The following is a 20,957-nucleotide window of genomic DNA, read 5'->3' as shown; positions in this document are numbered from 1 at the left end:
GGGGAGTGCTTCGGGTGGGGAGTGCGGTGTGCGGGTCAGTAGCCCTGGACCTCGGGCCAGTGCCGTTCGACACCGGCGCGGTCGAGCTCTGCGGCGAACACGGTGAACCGGTCGTCGTCTGCCTGGACGTCCTGCGGGTCGAGGCCGTGCTCGATGCAGTGCACCGCCAGGGCGCCGGCGACCTCGCCGACGTTCCACTCGACGGGGTGGAGCCGGTAGCAGCCGTTCGTGATGTGCGTCGTGCCGAGGTCCTTGCCCGCCGGCAGCACGTTCCGGACCCGTCGCGGCACGAGGGCGCCGAGCGGGATCTCGAAGGGCACACTCGGCACGTCGACGTAGTTGTCGCCACCGGTCGACGGGTGCAGGTCGAGTCGGTAGCTGCCGACACCGACCGAGTCCCGGTACCGCGTGCGCCCGGTGACGCCGACGATCTCGGCCGCGACGTCCTGTTCGCGGATCGTCGTCACGGCCTTGATGCGGCGTGACTCGCGGATGTACGGCGCCTTCGCGAGGCCGTCCTCGCCGCCGGTGACGTCACCGCGCAGCTTCAGTCCCGGGAAGCCTGTGCCGCCGTCGGCACGCGGGGCCTCCGCCTGCAGCCAGTACAGGACGGAGAGCGAGAGCTGCCGTGCTTCGTGCACGGCCTGTTCAGCGGTGGCGGAGTCGGCGGCGCGGTCCTCGCCTGTGCCGATGACCGGCTTGAGCCAGTAGTCGTTGAGCGGCCAGTTCACGAGGCAGATGTCCGAGTCGAACGCGCCCTCGGTGAACAGCTTGCGGGCGAGGATCCGACGGAAGCCCCACAGCTCCTTGTCGCCGGCGTCGGCGCTCTGGTCGGCGCTCACCGCGAGCGGGTCGGTGTCCGGGTTCGGCTCGAACGTCCGCGGGTGCGCTTCGAGGGTGCGCGGGTCGGGCGCCAGGAAGCCGAGCAAGGGCGCCGGCCAGAAGTCCGGCTGGTACGACCGCCAGAAGTCGTACATCGACGGCCGGTCGATCGTGTGGTCCTCGCCCTCGTGGTGGGACACGGCGAAGCAGAACGTGATGCCCTGCTGGTTTCCAGGCTGGGCCGTCTCGGGTGCGTGGGGTTCGTCGTGCTCACTCCGGGCCTCCGCGCCGACCACGTGCTCGACCCCGGCCAGCGGCAGGACCTCGCCGGTCTCGGTCGCGTCGAGGACGAACGCGCCCACGAGGCGGGTGTGTCGGCCGTCCGGACCTTCCACGGTCACGTCGGTGCAGCGGTCACCGTCGGATCCGGCCGCGACCGGACGCTGCTCGAGCAGCACTGTCAGGCGACCCGCGCTCCGGTACGGCTGCAGGAGCTCGTCGATGACCGCGACCGCGACGCGCGGCTCGTGGCACAGCTTGCTGACCCGCCCGGCACCCGGGTTGAGGTCGGGCAGCGCGGCGGCTTCCTGCCGGAGCGGGTAGACGCGGCGGTAGTGGTCACGGATCCCGTCCCGCAGCGCACGGTAGCTCGCGGTGACGCCGAACTGCTCGACCCACGGGTGCTCGTCCGGCGGTACCGCCTGGCTGGTGAGCTGGCCGCCGAGCCAGTCGGTCTCCTCGGTGAGGACGGCGGTGCGCCCGGACCGGCAGACGGCAATCGCAGCCGCGACGCCGCCGAGGCCGCCGCCGATGATCACGACGTCGGCGCGGACGGTCCCATCGGTCGTGGACGGGCGCTCGTGAGTGGTGCTGGACATGGTGCTCCTGGGTGGTGTGGCCGGGGTCGGGAGGGGTCAGGCTGCGGGCGCGGCGAGCGTGCCGCCCGGTACGAGGCTGCAATCGAGGAGCTCTTGGACCGGTGGCGTGGCGGAGCTGCGCTCCTGGGCAGGCGTTCGCCGGGCCTCCAAGACGCCCGTGAGCGCCCGGACCGCGTGTGCACCGAGCTCGGTGCGGGGTGCGCGCAGTCTCGTGAAGTCGGCGGGGCCGTCGGCGGCCCTGTTGTGCTCGCCGAGGACGACCACCGACAAGTCGTCAGGGACGGAGATGCCATCTGCTGCGAGTTGCGCGTGCAGCTCGTGCGCGTCAGTTGGGTCCTCGACGAACACGACGGTCGGTCGGGAGGCACGGATCGCCGCCCACGCGTCCGTCACACTCCGGTCGGTGGTCACCTCCGCCTCGGTGACGCTCGCGCCCACCTCGGAGGCAGCGGCGACGATGCCGGCGCGGCGGTCGCGGCTGGACTCCGCGTCCTGCGACAGCCGGAGGAAGCCGACGCGCCGGTGCCCGAGTCCGAGTGCGCGGAGGGCGAGGCTGTGCGTCGCGCTGGCGTAGTCGACCCCGACGTAGGGCACCCGACCGTCAGCGGCGTCCCGTCGGCCGATCGCGACGAACGGGTAGGCGGAGTCCAGGAGCCGTTCGAGTTCGACGGGGTCCATCTCCCGACCGAGCAGGATGCAGCCGTCCGCGAGACGGAGCCGGTTCGACTCGTGGAAGAGCCGGCGGCGACCGGCGACGACGGGGGTGCTCGTGAAGAGCAGCAAGTCGGCACCGACGCTCTCGGCGGCGCTCTCGATTCCGGTGAGCAGGGGCGTGTAGAAGTCCGACGACCGGCTCGGGAACGCCGGCTCGTACGTGAAGACCCCGATCAGTCCGGTGGCCGCGCCGACGAGGCTGCGGGCGACCGGGTTCGCCACGTAGGTGGTCTCGCGGATGACCTCGAGGACACGGTCACGGGTGGCGGATGGGATACGCCTGGCCTCGTCCGCCTTGCCGTTGAGCACGAGCGAAACGGTCGATTGGCTCACGCCAGCCATGTCGGCGATCATCCGTTGGGTGACGCGCGTGGTCGTGCTCATGTGTCCCGTGCTCCCATCGGCTCGCCTTCGAGGTGATACGTACGACAGTAGAGAAGAAAAGATGCTCATACGTATGAGCAAACGAAATCTGTTCAAGGCGGGGTAGTGAGCCTGCAGAGGTACCCTCGCGGCAGCAATACGCGGGAGCTGAACGACCTCGACGGGCGGATACTCCTCGAGTTCGTCACCGGGCGCCAACCGCCGCAGATGCCACTCGTCCACGGTGCCCTGGCGGACATCGGACTCAACAGAGCGGACAGCTCAATCGCGCAGCACCTGGTCCTCTAGCTCGACCGCTCGAGGATCGCCTATCGAGAGGGCTCGTCGTCCCGCTGGTTGAGCACCCCGCGGGTCATCACGACGCTGTCGTAGTTCTTCCCGGGGAAGTGGACGTCGTCGACGTGCGCGAACCCCCACCGTGTGTACATGGTGACGAGGTGTTCGGCTGGGGCTGCCGTGTCGAGTCCGATCCTCGTGATGCCGTGTGCGATCGCCCATTCGCACACGACGTCGAACAGAGCCTTGGCGACGGAGCGACCACGCAGTTCCGGCCCGACGGCCACCTGGCACAGCCAGCCCGTGCCTGGTTCCCGAGCGTGCTCCGACAACGACCGGATCTCTTCGGGCGCGGGCACGGACATCGTCATGCTCGCTGCCACGCACCCGTCGTGCTCCACGACCCAACAGACGCCCGCAGCGACGCGCTGTCGCGTCGTCTCGACGTCCTGGGTCGCCGCGGTGAAGTTCAGGCCCTGGTCCTGCAGTTGCCGGTAGGCCGTGTTCAGCAGAGCCGTCAGCTCACTCGCGTCTTCAGGACGATAGCGGCGCGCCTCAACGTGGGTGGTCACGCGACAAGCCTAGGAGTCGATCCGAGAGCTGCCTGCGTCCAATCGCACGGTGCCGAGCCCGGGCCGACCGTCGCCGCCAACCTCGTCCAGTAGCGGATCCGTCACTGAGCCGATTTTGCCTCATGACACAAGAGCCTGCTGTGCGACGGTCAGTTGTCCAATGCGAAAGCCCAGAGCATCAGGAGGACTCCTGCGGCAGCGACGACCCCGATCCCAGACCAGAACCAAGGAGCACTAGCGCCACGCTCTGCTCTGGCACGTCCGAGCCCGTCACGGCGAACTGCGATCACGACAGCACGACCGATGAGTCCACAGCCCACCAGCGCGACGCTCACGATCCCAGACCACGTCCACCACGAGAACTCCACGTGGCAAGGATGCCGGATCCGATCGGCCGCATCGAGAGCAACCGCGCGTGAAGTTGTCGTCTCGGTGGCCGATCGCGTGACGAACGCAGCCGCGGCGGGATACTGATGCCATCAGCAGGGACGGCAAGCGTGATGGCGACGTACCGCGGCGATCCTCGACGTTGCGGCCGATCGCCCGCCGCGAGGTTCTTCCAAGCTGGATGAGGAGCACATCGAGATCACCTCTGTCGCCAACGAGTACGTGGAGGAGCCCGCTTTGATCATCATGAAGACCAACCGGTCCGTCAGCAGCGTCCTGGACGACACGTTCCGCCCGCTCCCCGACCAGGTCTGGCGCTACCTCGTCCTGCTCGACAACGACGACCACTCCGCGGGGCTCGTCTTCTCCGCGCCGATCGACGACCAAGCCTGGCGCGCCGGCCCGCAGTCGGTCATCGACGACTACGGCAACTCCTACCTCCAAGCAGGCGGCACCGCGGAGAAGATGAGGGTCGAGCTCCGCCGACGTGAGGACGACGGCGAGTACCGCTTCTGCACCGTCGACCGTGACCACGACCTCGCGGAACCACTCACGGAGATGATGCGACGTGCAGGCTGCTCACGAGCCGCGGCACCCGTCAGAGCTCTTCACGGCCGACCAGGCAGCGCCGGTCTTCATGCACTACGTCGAACACCAGACCGTCCCCGACGGCTACACGCTCCGGCTCATCGCCGACATGTGAGGTGCGCCGCCGCCGCGTGTCCGCGACCCTGTTCCGGACTGGAGGCTCGGTACCAGATGGCACCGAGCCTCCAGGCTGACCAGGTGGAGACCTGGCTCAGGCGGACTGCGCCGGGTGGCTGGCGAGCACCTTGCCGAGCAGGCTGATGAGGGCCTCCCGCTCGTCGGGGGAGAGCGCGGTCAAGAGCTCCGCCTGAACCGCCTGCGCGTGGTCCAGGAGCTCTGACGACCTGGCGCGGCCCGCTGTCGTGATGGTGACGACGTTGCGTCGCCGGTCCTCCGGGTCCGGCTGACGGCTCGCGAACCCGTCGGTCTCGAGGCGGACGACGATGCCGTTGACGTTGTTCCGGTCGAGACCGAGGATCCGTCCGATGTCGGCCTGGCTGAGGGGGCCGTTCTCCTCGAGGAGGGACAGGACTGCAAAGTCTGACCGTGCTTCGAGCGGCATCCTCGCGCCCGTCAGACGCGCGCCGATCGTCGCGACGCGGCCGGCCTGCCAGCTCACCAGGGTCCGGAGTGCTTCGGGCGGGGTCGGCGCTTCATGCATGGCAGCACGATAGCAGTTGGCTCCACCAACGATCAATGCTACCGTTGGCCACACCAACATTGGTCCCACCAAGGAGTTCTGCCATGAACGAAGTACCCTCCACCCACGACCTCTCAGGCCGCCGCGTCCTCGTGCCCGGTGGCACCGGGGGCGTCGGGGAAGGCGTCGTCCGCGCCTACCTCGACGCGGGCGCCGACGTCGTCGTGCCCACCCGGTCCGAGGCGCGCGGAGCCGAGTTGCGCGCTGCGCTCGGCGACGTCGGGACGTCCCCGCTGCTGCACCTGCCCACGCATGACTACACGTCCTTCGCCGGGGCCGAGGCACTCGGTCGCGAGATGACCGAGCGGATGGGCGGCATCGACGACGTCGTGGTCCCAGTCGGTGGCTGGTGGCAGGGCGGGCCGCTGACCGACATCGGCGAGGGCGACTGGGCCACTGCCTTCACCGGACTCGCCACGGTGCACATGGCGGTGGCGCGGGCGATCGTGCCTCGGCTCAGCGGCCTCGGCGCGTACACGGTGATCGTCGGTCAGTCAGCCGAGTTCCCGGTGCCGAACAGCGGACTGGTGAGCATGGAGCAGGCCGCGGTGCTCATGATGCAGCGTGTCCTCGCTGCGGAGTCGCCGGACAAGCGCATCCACGCGCTCGTGCTCGGGCCTGTCCGCACACGGTTCGTCGACGGCGATCCCGAGTGGGTCTCCGCGGCCGAGGTCGGCGCGGTCGCCATCGCGCTGTCCCTGGCGACCGAGGTCAGCAGCCGCACCGTGCCCCTCGGGTCGGCCGACGAGGCTCGTGCGACGCTCGAAGTACTCGTGCCCGCGCGCTGAGCACGCCGACCGGGCCGCGACGGTCGCATCCGCTACCGGCCGAGCTCGTCCTCGACGAACGTCGGGCGGCCGAGTGTGACCGCGGGGATCGCTGCCGCGAGCGTGACGGCGAGGAGGAAGAGCAGCGGCAGCGTCCAGCCACCACTGGCGTCGTGGAGCAGCCCGACCAGCAGCGGGCCGAGCGCTCCGAGTCCGTACGCGGTGCCCTGGGCGAAGCCGCTCAAGGCGACGGTTCCGCCGTGTGTCCGGGTGCGGACGTTGATGAGCACGAGGCAGACGGGGAACAGGATCGAGCCGCAGCCGATCAGGAGCACCCAGAGCAGGGTGAGTGGCGCCGGCGCGAGCAGCAGGCCGAGGTAGCCGAGTGCGAAGCTCAGGACACCGGCGGCGATCAGCCAGCCGACGTTGCGGAGTCGGGGCACGAGCAGGGGAGCGATCAGCGCGCCGGGGACACTGATCACGCCGGTGACGGCGAGGAGCACGCCCGCCTCGGTCGGTGTCGATCCGGCGACGTCCTGCAGGATCTCCGGCAGCCAGGCGAAGGCGGCGTAGGTGCAGATCGCGCTCGAGGAGAAGAGCGCGGTGATCGACAGGGCGGCGCGCGATCGCCACAGGCGGGTGACGGCCTCGGTCGGTGCGGGGCTGACGAGCTCGGCGTCCTCGCGGCGCAGCCGGCGCTGCTCTGCGAGGACGATGAGCCAGGGGACGAGTGCTGCCGCCGAGGTGACTGCCCAGACGGCGAGCGAGATCCTCCACCCGGCGTACTGCGCGATCGGTGCAGCCAGGGCAGCCGGCACCGCGGTGCTGACCCCCACGATGCACGCGTAGACCGCGGTCAGCAGGGCCACCCGGTCGGGGAAGTAGCGACGGACGACGGACGGCAGCAACACGTTGCCGACTCCGGTCCCGGCGAAGGCCACGATGCTGCCGACGAGCAGCATCGCGACGCCCGGTGCGACCGCGCGGACGAGGTGGCCGACGGAGATGAGGACCAGCGCGAGGACGATCCCACCGTCGAGCCCGAGACGCCGAGCGACGCGTGGGGCCGTGAACCCCGACGCCGCGAACAGCAGCGGCGGCAGGGTGCCGAGCAGGCCGACGTCGAGGTTCGAGACCGGGAAGTCGGCCCGGATGTCACCGATGATCGGTGAGACCGCAGCGACCGCTTGGCGAAGGGTGAACGCCACGAGCACGATGCCCAGCAGCGCGGCCGTGCGACCCGCCCACAGAGGAAGGCGACGGCTCTCGAGCATCTGCCGAGTCTAGGGGTGAGGGTGCTTTGTCTCAGTGGTGCTACCCCGGCTCGACTTCAGCGCCGAGAGCATCTGCTCAGCGCCCAGGGGTGTGTCATCGCAGGCGGCCGACCTCACGATGAGGCTGTCCTCGGAAGCAACCGCTCACCGGACGTCGGCGCTCGACCAAAGATCGCGCGCGACATCAAAAATCAGTCGGAGGACCGGTCGCAGGCTCAGGATGACCACGACGAGCAGCGTGACCGCCTGCACGATGAGGAACGCTGCGAGCGCAACCGGGACGAATGCGGTCGCCGTCCAGGCCAGGGCGAGTCCCATGAGAAGCGCTGCGAGGACTCGCACGATCACGAGGCCTCGACGACGGAGCAGGACAGATGCTCCTGCCGCAGCGAATGCCAGTGGGACGAGGGCCTGCAGCACGATCGCAACGGGGTACGGCAGATGGAGACTGGTGGCGGGGGAACGTGTGGCCACGAAGCCGACGACGGCGACGAGCGCACGTGTCAGGTCGCGACCCAGCACACCGCCGAGAGCGGCCGCCGAGCCCGCCAACGCCGTGATCACCGCGACCATCGGAACGGCGGCCGCGTGGATTGCGTGGGTTCCGATGAAACCGAGCAGGTTGTCGATCGAGAGGAAGCTTGCTCCAGCGGTTCCGAGGATCAACGCCGAGGCGGTCCCTCTGCTGGCCGAGCGGCAGGTTCGCGACGTCGTCATCCTCGGTTGACCGGAATCGTCTTCTTCATGTTCTTCCCCTCGTCAGCACCACGGGCGCGGTGCGATCATCTAGAGTGCTACATGTCACCGCGACGCACAACCTGGCAAGCACGAGGACTACGCATGTCTCCGCAGTCGCGATCACGCCTCATCTGAAGAGAGAAGGACACCTTGCGGAATCCGCTTGAGAGATCCGGGGACTGGCGCGCGAGCGTCCGTGTGGACGAGGGCTGGCGCACCGTTCGGGAGCCTCGCGGGCCGTACGCCACCGCTTCGCTGCTCGAGTGGGGGAGCATCACGAAAGGACTCGTCGGTACGACGGCCTGGCTCACTCTCGATGTCGACTTGCCGGTCGCGCACTACCTCCCGCAGGTACCAGACGCCGAGATGACCGTTGCCGACCTCATCCACCACACCTCCGGGTTGCCGCGGATGCCGGTCACGATGCGCACAGGCCTGTTCGGCGACCCGTACCGGAAGACCGTCGGCGTTCCCCTGGATCCGGCATCCGCGGTACCCGCCACACCTCGCGGCCAGTTCGCCTACTCGAATCTCGGGTACGCGCTCCTCGGCTCGGTCCTCGACGCCGTGCACGGCGACTGGTTCGCCGCCGTTCGCCAGCATGTGCTCGAGCCGGCTGGGATCGGCACTGCCACTATCGTGCCGGGCCAGACAGAGCGTGTTGTGCCGAAGCTCTTCGGTCGCGCGATCACGCCGTGGGCCCTTGGTGAGTCCTCGTTCGCGGCGGCTGGCGGCATCTGGTCCACCTTCGACGACCTCTGTCGCTACGCCGACTGGGCGCTCGAGCCTCATGCTGGGTCGTCCCGCAGGGTGAGTTGGCAGCACAAAGGGGTCTCGACGTGGATCAACGGAGAGGTCCGAGCGGCAGGAGCGGTCATCGTCGATGCGGCAGGTGTCATCGCCGCGGTCCACACGCTTGCGAATGCTCCGCATGCAGCTGACAGGATCGCCACGGAGCTCGTCGAGCAGGAGGTGCGGCAGTCATGCGGCGGCTGACGATCGCGATCATCGTCGCTGCCTGGCCGCTCGTCATCGAGGCTGCGGTCACCGCCGTCTGGTGGAATCGGTTGCCCGATCGGATCGCCACGACGTTCGGCCCGGACGGCAGCCCGACCGGGTTCGGAACACCGCTGGGGACAGCGGTTCTGGTCGCCGCGTTGCAGGCTCTGTTCCTGGCGGCGGCGATCGGCTCCGCTGTTGCTCGAGACCGGCGCAAGGGTCGCATCGCGTGCGCGGTCACCACAGGATTCGTCGCGGCGATCGGGATCAGCTGGTTGATCATCGCCGGCCTGGCATCGTCGTCGGTGGGTTCGGCAGCCTGGTGGTTCCTCGCGGCAGCACCCGTCTGGGCATGCATCCCGTATTGGCTTCTTTCCCCTGATGAGACATTGGAGCGACACTGAATCTGTCGTGCGGTCGGGCAGCAGGCGTGCGCTCGGTCGCTTCGCGAAAGGGGTAGCAGGTGGTCTTCGTCGAGATGGTCGCTGCGGTGCTGACCGTGGTCTTCGTCGTGTTGCCAGCGCATGGCAAGATCGGCCGGAACGCATTCGTCGGTGTTCGCACGAGAGCGACGATGCGGGACGCAGCAGCCTGGCGCCGAGGTCATCACGCTGCGGTGCTCCCGACCTGCGTTGCTGCCGGTGGTGTGATCGTTCTCGGGATCACCGCAGCGGCGACGGGGCGCACGAACGACGCGTCCGCGGTGATCCTGTGCGCTGCTGTGCTGCTTGCCGGCGGGTTGTGGAGCGCGGTCGCTGCGGGTCGAGCGGTCCGGTAGACACCCGAGGCCTCGCGCGACCGCACTGTTGCGCCAGCCTCAGCGGCCGCGCGAGTGCGCAGGAATTCGAATGTGCTCTTCTGTACCTCCAGGCTGGCGGCACCACGGAGAAGAGGAATGTCATCGGGGAGGAGCGAGCTTCTTTCGTGCGACGACCGACGCAGCCTCGCTGATCGTGGCGCCGGGGTGCTCTTCCCGGTACCGCCGAACGACTTCAGGGTCGACCGGCTTCGTCACCAAAATGGTGGTGTTCCCGATGACGCTCGTACCGAAAGCGGCGAAGCAGAGAGTCGCGAGTGCGACGATTCCTGCGTAAACAGGCCCGAAGAGCGCGAACGCGAGGATCGCTGCTGCGAGGCCGCCGAGTGTCATCAGCGCCGATGTACGCCGGTTCATGAGAAGCACTTCTGCTGCACGGCAGCGATCCCGAGCAGCTCGGCCCCGAGAGCCGCTGCTGCACCACCGAGGGCCTGGATCTTCTCCCACTTGAAGGACGCTCCCCAGAACAGCTGGACAGCCTTTGCAACGCCTCCGAGCCCGTTGATGAGCCTCTTGATCTTCAGGACCTTCGCTGCCGGGATCGCAGTAGAGGCGATCAGCCACGCGATGGCGCCAGCGCAGCCGACGATGTCCGCGCGCGTGCCTCGGATGAGGTCCGGGTGGTTCCCGGCCATCCAGCTCTGGACGGCCGCATCGCCAGCCAGGAGAACAGAATCCGGGATCTCGCTGATCAGCTCGAGCCCCTGTTCGAGGTCGGCGGACTGGAGGCCGAGGCTCTGGGCAGCTGTACGAATGTCAGCGACAGGCGCATTGGACGCGGCCTGCGCCGGCGTGACGGTCAACATCGATGCGCAGAGCGCTGTGGTGATGGCGGCGACGGTCGCCGTCTTGGTGGGCGTGATCGAAGTGAACGACTTCATCGTGATCTCCTTTGAACACCAGCCGCGTTGCTGGACGACACGATCCTTCCGCCCATCATGTGAAATATGCAACGTGACACAACATCCGGGCGTGTCGCGTCTCGCACGCCCCTCCCGCCTCCGGCTACCGCTGAATTTCCGCCCCCGCTTCAGCACCGACGCTGCCTGCCGGACGGACTGCAGCCGCGCCTCCAGACCGGATCGAGAGCCGCGTACGCGGCGGACGCAACACGAAGGGCGGCTCTCCTCGTTCCGGAGGAGAGCCGCCCTGCTGCTGACAGCGCCTAGCGCCCCGACGGGACCGCCGTACCGACGAGCTCAGCCCGCACGATGTCCGCCCCCGCAGACAGCGCGCCGAGCTTGTCCAGGGCGGCACCCCGGGCGAGGGGAGCCATCCCGCAGTTGGAGCTCGGGATGAGTTTGTCGGCATCGACGAACTCGAGCGCCCGACGAAGGACCTCTGCGACCTCCTCCGGGGTCTCCACGGTCTCGGTCGCGACGTCGATGGCGCCGAGCATGACCTTCTTCCCGCGGATGAGTTCGACGAGCTCGAGCGGGACGTGGGAGTGGATGCACTCCAGGGAGACGATGTCGATGGACGACTGCTGGAGGAGCGGGAACGACTGCTCGTACTGGCGCCACTCCGCCCCGAGCGTCTCCTTCCACTTGTTGTTCGCCTCGATGCCGTAGCCGTAACAGATGTGCACGGCCGTCTCGGCACGGAGACCCTCGGCTGCACGCTCGAGTGCGGCGACGCCCCAGTCCTGCACCTCGTCGTGGAAGACGGTGAAGGCGGGCTCGTCGAACTGGATGATGTCGACGCCGGCGTCCTGGAGCTCGCGTGCCTCCTGGTTGAGGATCGTGGCGAACTCCCACGCCAGCTTCTCGCGGCTCTTGTAGTGCTGGTCGGAGAGGGTGTCGATCATCGTCATCGGGCCGGGGAGCGCCCACTTGATCGGGCGGTCGGTCTGGGTGCGCAGGAAGCGAGCGTCGTCCACGAAGACGGGCGCCCGGCGGCTCACGGCACCGACGACGGTGGGGACGGCGGCGTCGTACCGGTCACGGATCCGGACGGTCTCCTTGCGCTCGAGGTCGACGCCGTCCAGGTGCTCGATGAACGTCGTGACGAAGTGCTGGCGGGTCTGCTCGCCGTCGCTGACGATGTCGATGCCGCGGCGCTCCTGCTCGTGGACGGCGGACCGGAGTGCGTCCTGCTTGCCCTCGGTCAGTGCCTCGCCCTGCAACTGCCAGGGGGACCAGAGCCGCTCGGGCTCGGCGAGCCAGGAGGGTTTCGGCAGGCTGCCGACGATCGAGGTGGGCAGAAGGGTGCTCATGCTCGTGGAGATCCTGTCAGTCAGTGGGTGAGAGCGGCGGGGCTGATGGCCCACTGCTCGAGGAGTGCTCGGTGCGGCTTGACGAGGTGCTCCTCGGTGTAGCGGCCCTGGGTGATCGCGAGGCGGCTCCGTTCCTCCCGGTCGTAGGAGACGGGCGGCACCGAGTAGTCCGTGTGCGCGAGGCTCGGGCGGTAGGTGCTCGGCGCGGCCGTGTTCGCGTTGTAGATCTCCGGGCGGTAGATCTTCTGGAACGTCTCCATGGTGCTGATCGTGCCGATGAGCTGCAGGTCCGAGTAGTCGTTCGCCACGTCGCCGCGGGAGTAGAACGCGAGCGGCGCCTTCCCGCCTGCGGGTAGGAAGTAGCGGACCTGCATGCCCATCCGACCGAAGTAGTCGTCGGTGAGCGAGGAGTGCTCGTGCTCGTACTCGGCGCCGAGGACGGGGTGGACGTACTCCGTCTGTCGGTAGGTCTGGCTCGTGGAGACGCTGATGCAGACCACCGGCTCGGCGTCGAACTGCGACCGGAAGGCGTCCGACTCCAGGAAGCGCTGGAAGAGCTGCCCGTGGAGCTCGCCGAAGTCGGACGGGAGGCCGGCTTCCTTGTCGAGCGACGGCAGCAGGACGGCGAAGTCGTAGTCGCGGAGGTACGAGGAGAAGTTGTTGCCGAGGATCCCCTGGTGGCGCTCGCCGGTGTGCTGGTCGACGATCGCGACGTCGAGCATCTCGAGCAGGGGGAACTCCCCGGCAGAACCCTGGTCGACGAAGTGCGCGGTGACCGAGACGATGTCGAGCTCGACGCGGTACCGATCCCCGTCCGATCCGGCTGAGCCGGACGGATTGCCCGACGCGAGCTCGTTGCACCGTCGGTCGATCATGGCGAGCGCGCTGCGGAGGTTCTGCTGGCGGTGCTCGCCGCGCGCGAGGTTGGCGAAGTTCGTCGTCAGCCGGGAGCTGTCCGCGGGGGAGTAGTCCTCGTCGAACCGCGTCCGCGTGATGCTGAAGGTCAGGTCATTCGCCATCCCCCGAGCATGACGGGAGGCGCGGGTCATCAGGTAATACCGAGACGCTATGCGGCGGTATAGCCTGCGCCTATGGCCCGCGTTCCGAACGACATCACACTGCAGCAGCTGCGGTACTTCATCGAGGTCGCGACCGAGGGCTCGATCAGCGCAGCAGCCGATCTGCTCTACGTCTCGCAGCCGACCCTGTCCGCGGCGATGAAGGACCTCGAGACGCGGATCGGGCGCGCGCTGTTCGTCCGTTCGGCCCGCGGGGTCGTGCTCACCCTCGACGGTGTCGAGTTCCTCGGCTACGCCCGGCAGGTCGTCGAGCAGGTGTCCCTCCTCGAGCAGCGGTACGTCGGCGGGCAGCCGTCACGTCGGCTGCTCGGGGTGTCCGCGCAGCACTACTCGTTCGCCGTGGAGGCCTTCGTCCGGATGGTCGAAGCAGCAGCCGCGGACGAGTACGAGTTCTCCCTCCGCGAGACACGCACGTGGGACATCATCGAGGACGTCCGCACGCTGCGCAGCGAAGTCGGCATCCTGTACCGCAACGACTTCAACCGGCAGGTCCTCGGCAAGCTGCTGCGCGACGCCGGCGTCGTGTTCACCCCGCTGTTCATCGCCCAGCCGCACATCTTCGTGGCCCGGCGGAACCCGCTCGCCTCACGGGAGCGCGCGACCCTCGCCGACCTGGCGGACCTTCCTCGGCTGACGTTCGACCAGGGCGCGAACAACTCCTTCTACCTGGCGGAGGAGATCCTGTCGACGATGTCGAGCAAGCGGGAGATCCGCGTCTCGGACCGGGCGACGATCTTCAACCTCATGATCGGCCTCGGTGGGTACACGATCTCGACCGGCCTCATCAGCGACGACCTCGACCCCGAGATCGTCGCCATCCCGCTCGACGTCGACGAACGCATCGAGATCGGGTGGATCGCCCACGCCTCGGTCCCCTTGACCGTGCAGGCGCAGGCGTACCTGGACGAGCTGCGGGCAGTGGTCATCGGCTACGGCGTCGAGCCGCTCGGGTAGGCGGGCCGCTCCTCCGCCGGGACGGGCAGGATCCGCCGTCGCCCGAGGTCGTCGAGGAGCTCCACGAGCCGGTCGGCCGAGTCGTGGCACTCCGAGAACCCCGCCTGCCGGATCTTGATCAGCGACGAGACGTTGTCCCACGTCGAGTTGAGGATCATGTCGGCGAAGCGCCAGTCGACGAGGTCGGCGTACGGGGTGTCGACCAGCCCGTGCCGGTCGACCATCCGCTGCCACAGGTCCTCCCGGGAGGGCATGACCTGCGCGAGCTCCATCGACTGGGGTTCGGCGAGGTCGAGGTCGTAGTGGTCGGCGAGGCGCTCGAACAGGTGGCTCCAGCGGACGACGTCGCCGTTCGTGACGTTGAACGCCGCTCCGGCCGCGGCGGGGGCCGTCCCCGCCCAGTCGGTGGCACGGGCCAGGAGCTCGGCGTCCGTCATCTGGTAGAAGACGCCGTCGTACGTGGTGCGGGCGCCGGGGAACCGCAGCGGCAGCCCGAGCTCCTTCGTCATGCTCACGTACGTCCCGATCGCCATGAGCAGGTTCATCGGCGTGCCCTGCGCGTACCCGATGACGGCCTCCGGGCGGAGCACGGTGAGTGCGAAGCCCCGCGATGCTGCGCGCTCGCGGAGCAGGTCCTCCTGGTCGTAGTAGAAGTTCGGCACCATGAGGCGCGGGTCGTCCTCCTTCGCGGGCGTCCGGAACCGGCCGAGGTGTGCGCCGTAGTACTTCATGCCCTGGTACAGGGTGACGTGCCGGAGCGGAGCACCGAGCCGGTCGAGGGCGTCGAGCGTGTTCTCGAGGAGGGCGACGTTCGGGGCGATCTGCTCGGCGAGGTCCGCGTGCTCCACGTACGCGGCGAACGCGAGGCGGGTCGTGTCGGCGGCCGGGCGCAACCCGTCGACGGCGGCGTCGGCGTCGGACAGGTCGACCGGCAGGTGGTCCCACCCGGACACCGGTCCCTGCGGAGTGCGACGACTGGCGCCGCGGGTCCGGACCCCTCGGCGGGCGAAGTGCTCGACGACGCTCCGGCCGACGACACCACCGGCTCCGACGACGAGGACCGCGTCGCTGTCGTCGGCGGACGTCTCGACTGCGGGGGATGCGTCGTTCACGGTGTCGGTCCTGTCGGGTCGGCGAACACGGGGTGGCACCTGGTGGCCGGTTCCGATCCTGCCCCGCGGACCCCTGACGGGTTCGGAGATCGCGGGTTCGGAGATCGCGGGCCCGAAGATCACGCGTTCGCGCGTCAACGGGCCGCGCCTCAGCGGGCCACCGTCAGCGGGCCGCGGTCTCGATCATCGCGACCACGTGCGGGGCGCTCCAGTGCAGGAGGCGGTCGGAGGGTGGGTCGTCGAGGTCCTCGCCCCAGATCGCCACGGCCGCGCCGGACATCGGAGCAGGCAGGAGCGCCCCCGAGTCGCCGTCCCACGTCCGGAGTGACCAGTGCCTCCGGAGATCGGCCACGGTGTACGTGCTGTCCGCCGGGTCGAGGTCGCTCGGCACCTCGTAGAGGTAGTACGAGTTGTAGTTGAGCAGGTCGATCCCCGCCGCGTACAGGTCGCGCGCGCTCGCCCGTCGCTGCCGGCGTTCGACACGCTCGGCCGGGTCCTCGGTGTCGCCGTCGAAGCTCCAGTACGTGACGTGGATGCGTGGGTCCAACCGCGTGACCGCAGCCCGGTCGATGCCGTCGTTCCATGCCCACACCGCACGGTCGTCGACGGCGGCAGCCATCGCGTTCAGCCATCCGACGCGTTCGTCGGCGGTGACGTCGCCTCCCCATTCGTCGCCGCCGATGTGGACCGTGCGGCTGGACGGGAAGGTCCGGGTCACCTCCGCGGTCAGCTCGGAGGCGAGCGCGAGACTCTCCGGTGCTGACGTGTCGAGCTCGTTCGGCCCCGAGCGGATGCGATCGACCCAGGCTGTGCCGTGCTTCGCCTCGAGCAGGGCGAACGCGGCCGCCATGTGACCGGGGGTGTCGATCTCGGGCACGATCGTGATCCCGCGCTCGGCCGCGTCCGCGGAGATCGTGTGGGCCTGGGCGACGCTCAGGAACGGACGACCGGTCACCCGGCTCGTGTACACGCCGTCGTGGAGATCCGCGTTCGCGACGGTCTGTCCGAGGACGTCGCTCTCGATCCCGACGTTCTGGTCATCGGTGAGGTGCAGGTGCAGGAAGCGGCCGCCGTGGTCGGCGAGGAGGTCGATGTACTCCTCGATCAGCGCCACCGGGTAGGAGGCGCGGGCGACGTCGAGCATCACACCCGTCTCGGGACGGTCGCGGGTCATCCGCTGGGTCGTGATGGTCGCGGCGGACATGCGGCAGTCCTGCGCGGAGTACACGCCGATGCAGCCGAGGACCGAGAACCTCCCGACCGGCGCACGGCGTGGTGTCCGGTGGATCGCGCTGACCCTCGTGCTCGCTCCCGCGGCGAGTGACGGCACGGTGACCTGGCCGAGCGTGTACCGCCGGCTGCCCGCGGCCAGCGAGAGCCAGGCGTGGACGGCTGGTGTCCGCACCGAGGTCGCGTTCCGCACCGCCAGGGTGGTGCGCACGGCCGGGCCGGTCGAGGTGGTGGTGCCGGTCGGGGTGACCGTCGAGACCGTCACCGAGGCCCTCGGGCTCCGGGCGACGGCGCTCGCGGAGCGGGTCGGCGGAGCGGGTTCCGCTGATCCGGGGACCGCATCGAGGCCGATCAGCGCTGCCGCCGACGTCGCGATCGCCAGGACCGCGGCGATGATCCGTCCGCCCTGTCGTCGCCCGGAGTGTCGTCGCCCGCGCGCTCCGGGCGTCGTGGGCAGGGTCCGCTGCACCGTCAACCAGCGGGGAGGACTGCTGCCTCGTCCGCCGCGACGTCCTTCTGCACCGCGAACTGGGTCCGGTGCAGTTCCTCGTACCGGCCGCCCGCGGCGATGAGTTCGTCGTGCGTCCCGCGTTCCACGATCGAGCCGTCCTCGACCACGAGGATCATGTCCGCGCTGCGGATGGTGGAGAGCCGGTGCGCGATGACCATCGCCGTCCGTCCCTCCAGCGCTTCGCTCAGCGCCGCCTGCACGGCGGCCTCCGACGTCGAGTCCAGCGCGGCCGTCGCCTCGTCGAGGATGACGACGCGCGGCTGCGCGAGCAGGAGGCGCGCGATGGTCATCCGCTGACGCTCACCGCCCGACAGGCGGTAGCCACGCTCACCGACCATGGTGTCCAGCTGGTCCGGCAGGGACCGGAGGAGCGGTTCCAGCCGCGCACGGCGGACGGCGTCCCAGACCTCGTCCTCGGTCGCCTCGGGCCGCGCCAGGCGCAGGTTCGACAGGATCGTCTCGTGGAACAGGTGACCGTCCTGCGTCACCATGCCCAGGGTGTGCCGCATGGAGGCGAAGGTCACGTCGCGGACGTCGGTGCCGGCCAGGCGGACGGCACCGCTGTCGACGTCGTACAGGCGCGAGAGGAGCTGCGCGATCGTGGACTTGCCGGCACCGGAGGTGCCGACGAGGGCGACGGTCTGCCCTGGCTCGATCCGGAAGGAGACACCGTGCAGGACCTCTTCCCCGCCCCGGGTGTCGAGCGTGGCGACCTCTTCGAGCGAGGCGAGGGACACCTTGTCCGCGGACGGGTAGGCGAAGCGGACGTCGTCGAACTCGACGGCGACCGGGCCGTCGGGGACGGTGACGGCGTCGGGCTTCTCCTGGATGAGCGGCTTCAGGTCCAGCACCTCGAACACGCGCTCGAAGCTGACGACGGCGCTCATGATCTCCACCCGGGCGTTCGCGAGGCTGGTCAACGGTGCGTAGAGGCGGGTGAGCAGCAGGGCCAGCGTCACCACGTCGCCGGTGTTCAGCTGGCCACCGAGTGCGAGGGAACCGCCGACCCCGTAGACGAGTGCGAGTGCGAGTGCGGAGACCAGGGTGAGCGCGGTGACGAAGACGAACTGCAGCAGTGCGCTCCGGACCCCGATGTCGCGGACGCGGGCGGCGCGGACGCGGAACTCCTCGGCCTCCTCGTCGGGACGGCCGAAGAGCTTGACGAGGGTGGCGCCGGGCGCCGAGAACCGCTCGGTCATCTGCGTGCTCATCGCGGAGTTGTGGTCGGCGGCCTCACGGCGGAGCGCGGCGAGGCGACTGCCCATCCGGCGCGCGGGGATGAGGAAGACCGGGAGCATGACGACCGCGAGGACCGTCACGAGCCAGGAGGTGCTGAGCATGACGGCCAGGGTGAGGACCAGCGCCACGACGTTCGTGACGACGCCGGACAGCGTGCCGCTGAAGGCCTGCTGCGCGCCGATGACGTCGTTGTTGAGACGGCTGACGAGCGCGCCCGTCCGCGTGCGGGTGAAGAAGGCGATCGGCATCTTCTGCACGTGGTTGAAGACAGCGGTGCGGAGGTCCAGGATCACGCCCTCACCGATCCGCGCCGAGTACCAGCGGGTCACCAGCGACGCGGCGGCGTCGGCGACGGCGACCAGGGCGATGACGACGGCGAGCCAGACGATCGTGGAGACCGCGCCCCGGGCGGCGATGACGTCGACGACCTGCCCGGCGAGCACCGGGGTCGCGACCGCGAGGAACGCGCCCACGACGGAGAGGACGATGAAGACCACGAGCTTGGACCGGTAGGGCACCGCGAACGTCATGATGCGCCGGACCGATTCACGGGAGATGCCGTGCTTGCCGTCCCGGGCGGTGGAGATCTTGTAGAGCGAGCTCCAGGCCACGCCTTCCATGCTCATGGGGGTTCCTTCCGCGGGTGACCGGGCCCGACTGAGATGGCGGGGTGCCCCGACTCGGGGCCTCAGCGGCGGCGGTGACCGGGAGTCAGACTACGGGCCTGCGCTCGGATCGTCGCGATCTCCGACTCGTACAGCACGTCCGCGCCGATGCCCATCGACCCGAGGTGTCCGCCGATCTCCAGGCTGATGATCCCGTGCAGCCGCGTCCACGTCAGGAGCGCGAGGGCGAGCACGTCGACACCGACGTCGGCCAGCCCGGAGCGGTCCGCCCACGCACCGACCGACGCCCGGACGGTGTCGGTCACCTCGGAGGAGCCGGCCTGCGCCGATGCCCCGCTGCCGGCCGCCACTGCGCCGAGTGCCTCGACGATCACGGCCATGCTCCGCGAGGCCGCCGGGATCGTCCGCTCCGGTGCGAGTTCCTGCCCCGACCCGATGCTCGTCTGGAACACCAGGCGGTAGGCGTTGGGGTGGTCGAGCGCCCAGGAGCGGGTGGCGCGGAGGACCACGTCGAGGTGCTCCTCCGCGGTGCCCGGTCCCCATTCGAGCGCGACGAGGGTGTCGGCCAGCTCGTCGTACGCGTCCACGACCAGGTCGGCCAGCAGTGCGTCCCGGTTCGCGAAGTACCGGTACACCGCAGCGGGGGACATCGACATCTCGCGCACGATGCCGCTCAGCGAGACGGCGTCCGGGCCGTCCGCCGCGATCTGGGCCATGGCGAGGTCCTTGATCTCCTGCACGGTCTGCCGTCGACGTTCTTCGCGCCGCGTCGGCTTCGGCGTGCTGGGCCCCGCTACTCCTGTGGTCACCTTGACACTGTAACAGCCATTCACTAGCGTGAAGGGTGTTCACAAAGCGACGGACAGTCGCAACGCATCGGGAACCTCCGAGACGTGCCCGCCCCGCACCACGAGCAGCACCGCACACGACGCACCGGAGGAACCACCATGACCGACGCAACCGCACCGTCCACCGCCACGACGACCCGGGTCGTCCTCCCCGGACTCGTGGAGCCCGCCGGTCTCCGGATCGCGACCGGGCCGACCCCCGCCCCTGGCCCTCGGCAGCTGCTCCTCCGCATGGAGGCCACCGGCATCGCCTTCGCGGAACAGGCCATGCGCCGTGGCCGGTACTACGGCCAGCCGCCGTTCCCGTTCACCCCCGGCTACGACCTGGTCGGACGTGTCATCGCGGTGGGGCCCGGTGCGGACCCGGAGATGCTCGGCGAACGGGTCGCGACGATGACCAAGACCGGGGGATGGGCGACGCACGTCGTGGTCGAGGCGCGGGACAGCGTCGTGGTGCCGGACGGGATCACGTCCGAGGATGCCGAGACCGTCGTGGTCAACGGCGTCACCGCCTGGCAGATGCTGCACCGCTCCGCGAAGGTGCGCCCGGGCCAGACGATCCTGGTCTTCGGCGCGAACGGCGGGGTCGGCGGCATCCTCATCCAGCTCGCCCAGCACCACGGCGTCACCGTCATCGGCGCAGCGTCGCCCCGGCACCACGACGCGCTCCGCGCTGCGGGCGTGATCCCGGTCGACTACGCCGACCCGGACCTCCCGGCCCTCGTCCGCCGGCACGCGCCCGCCGGAGTGGCCGCCGTCTTCGACAACATCGGCGGGGACAACGCGAAGCGGTCGTTCGCGCTCCTCGGCAGGGGCGGGGTCCTGGTGGGCTACGCCATCGTCCAGGCGGTCAGCGGCACCGGCTCGCTCCTCATGCCGTTCCTCACGGCGATCGGCCAGGCCCTGCTCTGGAGTGCGCTGCCGAACGGCAGGCGGGCGACGTTCTACGACCTCTGGTCCGGCCACTCCCTCCGCCCGGCGCGTTTCCGCCGCCGACTGGAGGCTGACCTCGGCCGGGTCTTCGGCCTCCTGTCCGACGGCACGATCTCCGCGAACATCGCCGCGCGTTTCCCCCTGGGTGACGCGGCAGCGGCGCTCGCGCTGGCAGAGTCGCGGACCCTCAACGGCAAGGTCGTCCTGCTGCCCTGACGGCGGCGGCGGCGGCGGTGCCGCGCGAGCGCGGCGGAGGGCCCCGGGACCGGACCGCGCTCCCGACGCGATCGAGCG

The 20,957-nt window shown here is 69.5% G+C and carries 21 protein-coding genes; 7 read left to right on the top strand and 14 right to left on the bottom strand.

Features of this window, described 5'->3' with window-relative positions; genetic code table 11:
• Positions 1 to 35: 35 nt before the first annotated feature.
• From E9228_RS16070 to E9228_RS16060, 3 genes are all read right to left on the bottom strand, one after another.
• Positions 36 to 1,700 carry an FAD-dependent oxidoreductase gene (locus tag E9228_RS16070; RefSeq protein WP_166781542.1) on the bottom strand — a complete coding sequence of 555 codons (1,665 nt, stop codon included), beginning with the start codon at positions 1,698 to 1,700 and terminating at the stop codon, positions 36 to 38.
• Between the two features lie 36 nt (positions 1,701 to 1,736).
• Entirely contained in the window at positions 1,737 to 2,798 is a 1,062-nt protein-coding gene (locus tag E9228_RS16065; RefSeq protein WP_166781541.1) for a LacI family DNA-binding transcriptional regulator, read from the bottom strand.
• Between the two features lie 308 nt (positions 2,799 to 3,106).
• Positions 3,107 to 3,646: a GNAT family N-acetyltransferase gene (locus tag E9228_RS16060; RefSeq protein WP_166781540.1), complete on the bottom strand. Its 540-nt coding sequence runs from the start codon at positions 3,644 to 3,646 to the stop codon at positions 3,107 to 3,109.
• Between the two features lie 955 nt (positions 3,647 to 4,601).
• Between E9228_RS16060 and E9228_RS17465 the strand changes: the two genes are divergently transcribed.
• The gene (locus E9228_RS17465) at positions 4,602 to 4,736 is read left to right on the top strand and encodes a hypothetical protein (RefSeq protein WP_289846022.1); all 135 of its coding nucleotides are present in this window, start codon (positions 4,602 to 4,604) and stop codon (positions 4,734 to 4,736) included.
• Positions 4,737 to 4,832: 96 nt separating this feature from the next.
• On the opposite strand, the gene E9228_RS16055 is transcribed toward E9228_RS17465, so the two are convergent.
• The gene (locus E9228_RS16055; protein ID WP_166781539.1) at positions 4,833 to 5,282 is read right to left on the bottom strand and encodes a MarR family winged helix-turn-helix transcriptional regulator; all 450 of its coding nucleotides are present in this window, start codon (positions 5,280 to 5,282) and stop codon (positions 4,833 to 4,835) included.
• An 83-nt stretch (positions 5,283 to 5,365) separates the two neighbouring features.
• Here E9228_RS16055 and E9228_RS16050 point away from each other — a divergent pair, with 83 nt between their 5' ends.
• On the top strand, positions 5,366 to 6,109 hold the full coding sequence (locus E9228_RS16050) for an SDR family oxidoreductase (RefSeq protein ID WP_166781538.1): 744 nt from the start codon (positions 5,366 to 5,368) through the stop codon (positions 6,107 to 6,109).
• A 32-nt stretch (positions 6,110 to 6,141) separates the two neighbouring features.
• Here E9228_RS16050 and E9228_RS16045 read toward each other — a convergent pair whose 3' ends face one another.
• Both E9228_RS16045 and E9228_RS16040 read right to left on the bottom strand, forming a co-directional pair.
• Positions 6,142 to 7,362 carry an MFS transporter gene (locus E9228_RS16045; protein ID WP_166781537.1) on the bottom strand — a complete coding sequence of 407 codons (1,221 nt, stop codon included), beginning with the start codon at positions 7,360 to 7,362 and terminating at the stop codon, positions 6,142 to 6,144.
• Between the two features lie 144 nt (positions 7,363 to 7,506).
• The gene (locus tag E9228_RS16040; RefSeq protein ID WP_166781536.1) at positions 7,507 to 8,028 is read right to left on the bottom strand and encodes a hypothetical protein; all 522 of its coding nucleotides are present in this window, start codon (positions 8,026 to 8,028) and stop codon (positions 7,507 to 7,509) included.
• A 222-nt stretch (positions 8,029 to 8,250) separates the two neighbouring features.
• Between E9228_RS16040 and E9228_RS16035 the strand changes: the two genes are divergently transcribed.
• Genes E9228_RS16035 through E9228_RS17235 form a run of 3 tightly spaced genes read left to right on the top strand, consistent with a single transcriptional unit; the run spans position 8,251 to position 9,877 of the window.
• Entirely contained in the window at positions 8,251 to 9,096 is an 846-nt protein-coding gene (locus E9228_RS16035) for a serine hydrolase domain-containing protein (RefSeq protein WP_166781535.1), read from the top strand.
• Positions 9,084 to 9,503 carry a DUF1648 domain-containing protein gene (locus E9228_RS16030; RefSeq protein ID WP_166781534.1) on the top strand — a complete coding sequence of 140 codons (420 nt, stop codon included), beginning with the start codon at positions 9,084 to 9,086 and terminating at the stop codon, positions 9,501 to 9,503. The genes E9228_RS16035 and E9228_RS16030 overlap by 13 nt, the downstream gene beginning before the upstream one ends.
• A gap of 59 nt (positions 9,504 to 9,562) precedes the next feature.
• Entirely contained in the window at positions 9,563 to 9,877 is a 315-nt protein-coding gene (locus tag E9228_RS17235; RefSeq protein WP_166781533.1) for an SdpI family protein, read from the top strand.
• Between the two features lie 120 nt (positions 9,878 to 9,997).
• Here the strand turns inward: E9228_RS17235 and E9228_RS16020 are convergent, their stop codons facing one another.
• The 4 genes from E9228_RS16020 to E9228_RS16005 form a co-directional block, all read right to left on the bottom strand.
• Positions 9,998 to 10,282 carry a hypothetical protein gene (locus tag E9228_RS16020; RefSeq protein WP_166781532.1) on the bottom strand — a complete coding sequence of 95 codons (285 nt, stop codon included), beginning with the start codon at positions 10,280 to 10,282 and terminating at the stop codon, positions 9,998 to 10,000.
• Positions 10,270 to 10,797 (bottom strand): hypothetical protein, encoded by a 528-nt coding sequence (locus E9228_RS16015; RefSeq protein ID WP_166781531.1) that lies wholly within the window; start codon positions 10,795 to 10,797, stop codon positions 10,270 to 10,272. The genes E9228_RS16020 and E9228_RS16015 overlap by 13 nt, the downstream gene beginning before the upstream one ends.
• Positions 10,798 to 11,081: 284 nt before the next feature.
• The gene (locus E9228_RS16010) at positions 11,082 to 12,131 is read right to left on the bottom strand and encodes a methionine synthase (RefSeq protein WP_166781530.1); all 1,050 of its coding nucleotides are present in this window, start codon (positions 12,129 to 12,131) and stop codon (positions 11,082 to 11,084) included.
• Between the two features lie 20 nt (positions 12,132 to 12,151).
• Positions 12,152 to 13,150 carry a putative oxygenase MesX gene (locus tag E9228_RS16005; protein ID WP_166781529.1) on the bottom strand — a complete coding sequence of 333 codons (999 nt, stop codon included), beginning with the start codon at positions 13,148 to 13,150 and terminating at the stop codon, positions 12,152 to 12,154.
• 72 nt (positions 13,151 to 13,222) lie between these two features.
• Between E9228_RS16005 and E9228_RS16000 the strand changes: the two genes are divergently transcribed.
• Positions 13,223 to 14,164: a LysR family transcriptional regulator gene (locus tag E9228_RS16000; RefSeq protein ID WP_166781528.1), complete on the top strand. Its 942-nt coding sequence runs from the start codon at positions 13,223 to 13,225 to the stop codon at positions 14,162 to 14,164.
• Here E9228_RS16000 and E9228_RS15995 read toward each other — a convergent pair.
• From E9228_RS15995 to E9228_RS15980, 4 genes are all read right to left on the bottom strand, one after another.
• Complete coding sequence (locus E9228_RS15995) at positions 14,140 to 15,276, bottom strand: SDR family oxidoreductase (RefSeq protein ID WP_166781527.1); 1,137 nt, start codon at positions 15,274 to 15,276, stop codon at positions 14,140 to 14,142. The two genes, E9228_RS16000 and E9228_RS15995, sit on opposite strands and share 25 nt — an antisense overlap.
• Before the next feature lie 163 nt (positions 15,277 to 15,439).
• Positions 15,440 to 16,975 (bottom strand): family 20 glycosylhydrolase, encoded by a 1,536-nt coding sequence (locus tag E9228_RS17680; protein WP_166781526.1) that lies wholly within the window; start codon positions 16,973 to 16,975, stop codon positions 15,440 to 15,442.
• A gap of 2 nt (positions 16,976 to 16,977) precedes the next feature.
• Positions 16,978 to 18,882: an ABC transporter ATP-binding protein gene (locus E9228_RS15985; RefSeq protein WP_166781525.1), complete on the bottom strand. Its 1,905-nt coding sequence runs from the start codon at positions 18,880 to 18,882 to the stop codon at positions 16,978 to 16,980.
• Positions 18,883 to 18,944: 62 nt separating this feature from the next.
• Positions 18,945 to 19,691 carry a WHG domain-containing protein gene (locus tag E9228_RS15980; protein ID WP_166781524.1) on the bottom strand — a complete coding sequence of 249 codons (747 nt, stop codon included), beginning with the start codon at positions 19,689 to 19,691 and terminating at the stop codon, positions 18,945 to 18,947.
• 138 nt (positions 19,692 to 19,829) lie between these two features.
• On the opposite strand from E9228_RS15980, the gene E9228_RS15975 reads away from it, so the two are divergent.
• Positions 19,830 to 20,879 carry a medium chain dehydrogenase/reductase family protein gene (locus E9228_RS15975; RefSeq protein WP_166781523.1) on the top strand — a complete coding sequence of 350 codons (1,050 nt, stop codon included), beginning with the start codon at positions 19,830 to 19,832 and terminating at the stop codon, positions 20,877 to 20,879.
• Positions 20,880 to 20,957: the final 78 nt, after the last annotated feature.

This window comes from Curtobacterium salicis (genome assembly GCF_011759505.1).
GTDB classification, from domain to species: domain Bacteria; phylum Actinomycetota; class Actinomycetes; order Actinomycetales; family Microbacteriaceae; genus Curtobacterium; species Curtobacterium salicis.
The sequence above is the reverse complement of the archived record's forward strand: the minus strand, read 5'-3'. Positions and strand labels throughout refer to the sequence as shown.